The sequence below is a fragment of the Streptomyces sp. NPDC059455 genome (assembly GCF_042750115.1).
In the GTDB taxonomy this organism is placed as follows: Bacteria; Actinomycetota; Actinomycetes; order Streptomycetales; family Streptomycetaceae; genus Streptomyces; species Streptomyces endocoffeicus.
In genome coordinates this window covers 90227-94452 of the sequence record NZ_JBHYVB010000016.1, presented here as the reverse complement: position 1 = coordinate 94452, position 4226 = coordinate 90227, and the positions used below count along the sequence as shown (strand labels likewise).

The window sequence follows — 4226 nt, the reverse complement described above, 5'->3', positions numbered from 1 at the left end:
CACCACAATCGGGGCGGCTGGGTCATAGGTGTATTAGAGACCGCGCCTGAGGCGTGCCGCCGGTCCCCGGACAACACACCCAGGTGGTGACTACAGCCGGTCGAGCGCCCGCTGGAAGGCCGCCGCGTGCTTGGCTTCGTCGGCGGCGGTGTCGCGGAAGAACCGGGCGGCGGCCGTGTCGCCGACGGCGGCGGCCTGCTCGGCGAAGCCCGGGTAGAGGACGGTGGCTTCGTCGCGTTCTCCGGCGATGGCCTTGCGCAGGTTCGTCTTCGTGGTACGGACCAGGCCGGCCAGGACCGCCTCGCCGGCGAAGTGCTCGCGCAACTCGACGTTGGCCGTGCCCTCGAACAGGCGGGCCAGGGCGGTGTTGCCGGTCTGCCGCGCACGGGCGGCGAAGAGCAGGTACTTGGCGTGGGCGAGCGCCTCACCGTGCATCGCGGTGTCGAGGTTGGCCTTCGTCCGGTCGGCCCTCACCTTCGGTGGCCCCGCGGGCACCGGCACCACGTCGGCTTTCGGCGGCGCCGGGATGGTGCCGCGACCGGTGGTCACGACCCTGAGGGCGGTGCGGTAGGCGTCGCGGTGGCGGCCTTCGTCCGCGGCGATCTCGGTGAACAGCTCGGCAGCCGCCCGGTCCCCGTCCGTGCGGGCCTCGGTCGCGAAGCGGCGGTACATGACCTGGTGCTCGTAGGTCTCGCCATTGATGGCCTGGCGCAGGTTGGCCGCGTTCGATCCGACGGTTCCGGCCAGGGCGGCGGCCTCGCGCAAGTGCTCGTTGAGCTCGGTCTGCGCCGAGCCGCGGAAGAGCTTGGCGACGGCCGGGTAGGACTGGCGGTCGGCTTCGGTGGCGAAGAGGCTGTATGAGGCGTAGGCGAACGCCTCCCCCTTCATGGTGGTGTCCAGGTCGGTGAGCATCTGCGGGCGCGGAGTCCGAACGGCAGCGTGCGTGGCCTGCTGCCCGTCGACCGGCACCGCGAGGGCCACGGCCGTGGCAGCCGGCGTGGCCGCTGTCAGCGTGCACAGGCCGACCACGAGCGTGCGTATCGAGCGACGGAACATGAGTCCTCCTTCGGGGCGCTTCTGGGTGCGAGTGCCCCTCCTCACGCCGCCCGCACGAACGCTCCACCGCCCCTGCAGCAACGCTTCCGAGTGAATACGCACAGTCATCGTGTGCCTTCCGCCGACGCGCCGCGCTCGGTTCTGACTGATGTAGTGGTGCGACGTCAGCGCCCGGAGCGCCCTGCGATGCCTAGATCGAGCACCATCACGTCATGCAGCACCGCGCCCTCCCACGGGTGCGCCTCCCCCACCTTGCGGTACCCCCACGACCGGTACGCGGCCTGCGCGGACTCGACGTCCGGTCGTGCGTTGAGCAGCACGCGCTCCGCCGTGGTGTCGGTGAGCACCGCTTCATGCATTCGGCGCGCCACCCCCAGACGGCGCCACGGGGCCCGTACGGCGAGCTCCATCAGCCCGAACGTCCGCTGCCCGTCCTCACGGCGCAGTTCGTCGTCCACGGGCGTCGTGAGCCGGTCCCACCAGCCGGTACTCGGGCTCAGCGGATAGCCGTAGGCGATGCCGACGGGCTCACCGTCGCCCGTGCGGGCGAGTGCGGCTGAGAAGGTCTTCTTGCGGACCTGTGAACGGAACCGCCGGAAGTTCGCGTCGACCGAGTCCGAAGTCTTGTCGTATGGCGGTTCGGCGAACGCCTCGGCATAGACCAGAGTGAACGCGTCCTCAGCCCGCGCCGCAGCGGCACCATCCATGCGCTCAACCATGATCGTCTCTGGCGTCGTCATCGGCCACCTCCTTTCGTTGTCTCGCGGATGCGCTCCACGGCGTCTCGCGCAGCGGGAAGGTTGACGCGCACGGCGATTCGCTCGAAGGTATGCAGGCGGCGACGCAACTTCGCCGAGGACACCCCGTTACAAGCGTCGAGTACGCCCATCATCTCGTGGCACGCCTCCTCCACCTCGTTCGTGTCGAACAGCGTCTGCGCGAGTCGGGCCCGGTACCAGGCGGTATTGCGGGTGTAGCCACCGCCGAGACCGGCAACCGCCGAGCCGCAGGAACGGGACGGCCCGCGTGAGCTGTCCTTTCCCGGTGTAGTAGGCCGCCGTCGCGTAATCCACCTCGACAGGACCAGCGAACCGCGCCCACCTCGGTACGTCCGTGTCCGTGTCCGTACGCCCCTGGTAGGAAACGGCTCGGCTCAGCGCACGGCCTGCACTGGCCGAGTCGCCCGAATGCGTCGCCGCACTGGCCTCACGCAGTGAGATCACCAAATGCACCGTGGCACCCGCGCCTGCCCGGCGGGCAAGGCCGTACGCGTTCTCGACAGCCGATGCCGCCTCCCACATGCGACCTGTATCGGCGGAGAGCAGGGAAAGCGTATTGAGCGCGCGAACTTGCAAGAGGGGCTCGTCGATGAGCTGTGCGGCTGTCATCGCCTCCATACAGGCGGCGCGAGCCTGTTCAGGGGGCCCACCGTCGTATCCGAACCAGGCGCGGTGACAAGCGAGTTCACAGAGCATGGTGTGAAGGTCACGGCCCACTCTGCTCATGTAGACGCTGCTGTTGAGCACGCGCGTGATCTCCTGCTCAAGCTGCGCGGCACGCGCCTTCGCGGGAATGCCACCCGACTGGTGATCAACGGCATAGAGATCGGCCAGCCGTGTGCGGAACGCCGCCACCTCACTCGCACCGACTCGCGGCCCTTGCTGATTCGGGAGGACCGCCGCCGCCGCGATCGCACCCGACCCCGCGACAAACGCTCGACGCTTCACCTCTCCATCGTCGCCGATCCTCTCGACCGTCGAATAGCGATGCGAAGGGACCTCGAATCCCATCTCGGCGAGCGGAAGGCCGAACATCGCCTCCAACACAGCCTGTTGGCTCGGATGCGGCAACGGCGGCGGCGACTCGCTCTCCCACCGCCGGAGCTGGCGGACGCTCACCGAGGCGTCAATGCCCAGCCGGGCGGCCTCGCGGGCGAACGCCACAACGAAGCTCGCCTGCGTGTAACCCGCCGCGCTGCGCAGCGATGCCAATGTGCCGAGCGTTCTGTCTGCCATCCGAGTCCCCCACCCACGCATCGTCCCCTCACCGTAGCGACCTCAGCCGTCCGGCATAGGCGGAAACGTCCGCCCAAACGTCCGGTCACAAACAGCCTGTGGCTCGCGCCAAAACGGTGGACTTGCACAAGACCCCCGCGACGTTGTGGGACGTCCGGGGGCGTGGCCCACCAGCTGACAGGAGCTGATGAACATGAACCAATTTATGACCAATACCCCCAAATGGGTGAGAGCGATTCTCGCCCCTCCCCGAGAGGCCGCCGGATGAACACGATGACCGGCCTTCGCTTATTGCCCTGGTCCGATCCGGAGGGCAGGCCGTGCTATCTGGCATCGGACAGCGACGACAGTCCCCTGAACCGACGAGCGGACCAGATCGAAGCACTCCAGCTGTCCATGGGGCTGGAGCTCCTCGGCCACGCTCGAGCCCTGTTGGGCGACCACAAAGCAGATACAAGAGAGCTCCGCTTCCTCGCGAACCGGCTCTGTGAGGCACTGCGCGACGCGCTGCGGGTGGCCGAGAGCAGAGGCAGACACCTGCCTGTCCACGACGAGGACGGCGACCGAGTGACGGAACGGGCCGAGCCGACTGGCGAGTAGCCTCAGAGAGGTTGTCGTCTACGCCCGGGTCCGGGAGGCGTGGATCGCGGGGTGCGGCGTGGCTGGTGCGCGAGGGGCACGCGGGGCGACTTACGCGAGAGCAGAAGGGGCGCTTCGTCGCAACGTGCTGGACCGCGCAGATGTACCGGAACTTCGAGGACCCGAAGCCCGGGTACGTCGCCGACTGGCGGGATCTTCCCGGGTGGCAGCAGGAGACCGACGCGGACATCTTCGAGGCGATCGAGAAGGACGCCGACTGACCGGGGTCAGGCCTCGGCGGCTTGCCTTTGTCGTGGAACGGCCCTGCCGGGCGTACTCGATCGGACGGGGCCGGGGCCACCGGCGGACAGCCGCGAACGCGGCGGGAGGGGGTGGGGTCGGAGGGGTGGTGCCCTGGACGCTTACGTGTATTTGTGGCGCCGATCTCCGGCCCACGCAAGTCCCCGGCCAATGGCGCCGTAAATATACGGTCCAGGGCGCCGCACCGGAGGCCCCGCCCCCGGAACCCACCACGAACAGCGGGCGCACCACCCACGCACCCGCACCACACCCGTC

At 68.8% G+C, this 4226-nt stretch carries 4 protein-coding genes and 1 pseudogene; 2 read left to right on the top strand and 3 right to left on the bottom strand.

What is annotated here, in order from left to right:
• Positions 1-90: 90 nt before the first annotated feature.
• The 3 genes from ACFXB5_RS08425 to ACFXB5_RS08415 all read right to left on the bottom strand — a co-directional run bounded on the left by ACFXB5_RS08425 (position 91) and on the right by ACFXB5_RS08415 (position 3071).
• Positions 91-1056: a ferritin family protein gene (locus ACFXB5_RS08425; RefSeq protein WP_385204043.1), complete on the bottom strand. Its 966-nt coding sequence runs from the start codon at positions 1054-1056 to the stop codon at positions 91-93.
• A gap of 164 nt (positions 1057-1220) precedes the next feature.
• Entirely contained in the window at positions 1221-1796 is a 576-nt protein-coding gene (locus ACFXB5_RS08420) for a GNAT family N-acetyltransferase (protein ID WP_385204040.1), read from the bottom strand.
• Between the two features lie 126 nt (positions 1797-1922).
• A complete protein-coding gene (locus ACFXB5_RS08415; RefSeq protein ID WP_385204038.1) occupies positions 1923-3071 on the bottom strand; it encodes a hypothetical protein in 1149 nt (382 codons plus the stop codon).
• Positions 3072-3335: 264 nt separating this feature from the next.
• Here ACFXB5_RS08415 and ACFXB5_RS08410 point away from each other — a divergent pair, with 264 nt between their 5' ends.
• A complete protein-coding gene (locus ACFXB5_RS08410; protein WP_385204035.1) occupies positions 3336-3671 on the top strand; it encodes a hypothetical protein in 336 nt (111 codons plus the stop codon).
• A gap of 71 nt (positions 3672-3742) precedes the next feature.
• A pseudogene (locus ACFXB5_RS08405) lies at positions 3743-3931 on the top strand (hypothetical protein); the annotation flags it as partial.
• Positions 3932-4226 lie beyond the last annotated feature (295 nt).

Excerpts from the sequence above, each read along its gene's own strand:
- ACFXB5_RS08410 (WP_385204035.1), top strand. The coding sequence starts at position 3,336 with ATGAACACGATGACCGGCCTTCGCTTATTGCCCTGGTCCGATCCGGAG.
- ACFXB5_RS08425 (WP_385204043.1), bottom strand. The coding sequence starts at position 1,056 with ATGTTCCGTCGCTCGATACGCACGCTCGTGGTCGGCCTGTGCACGCTG.
- ACFXB5_RS08415 (WP_385204038.1), bottom strand. The coding sequence starts at position 3,071 with ATGGCAGACAGAACGCTCGGCACATTGGCATCGCTGCGCAGCGCGGCG.
- ACFXB5_RS08420 (WP_385204040.1), bottom strand. The coding sequence starts at position 1,796 with ATGACGACGCCAGAGACGATCATGGTTGAGCGCATGGATGGTGCCGCT.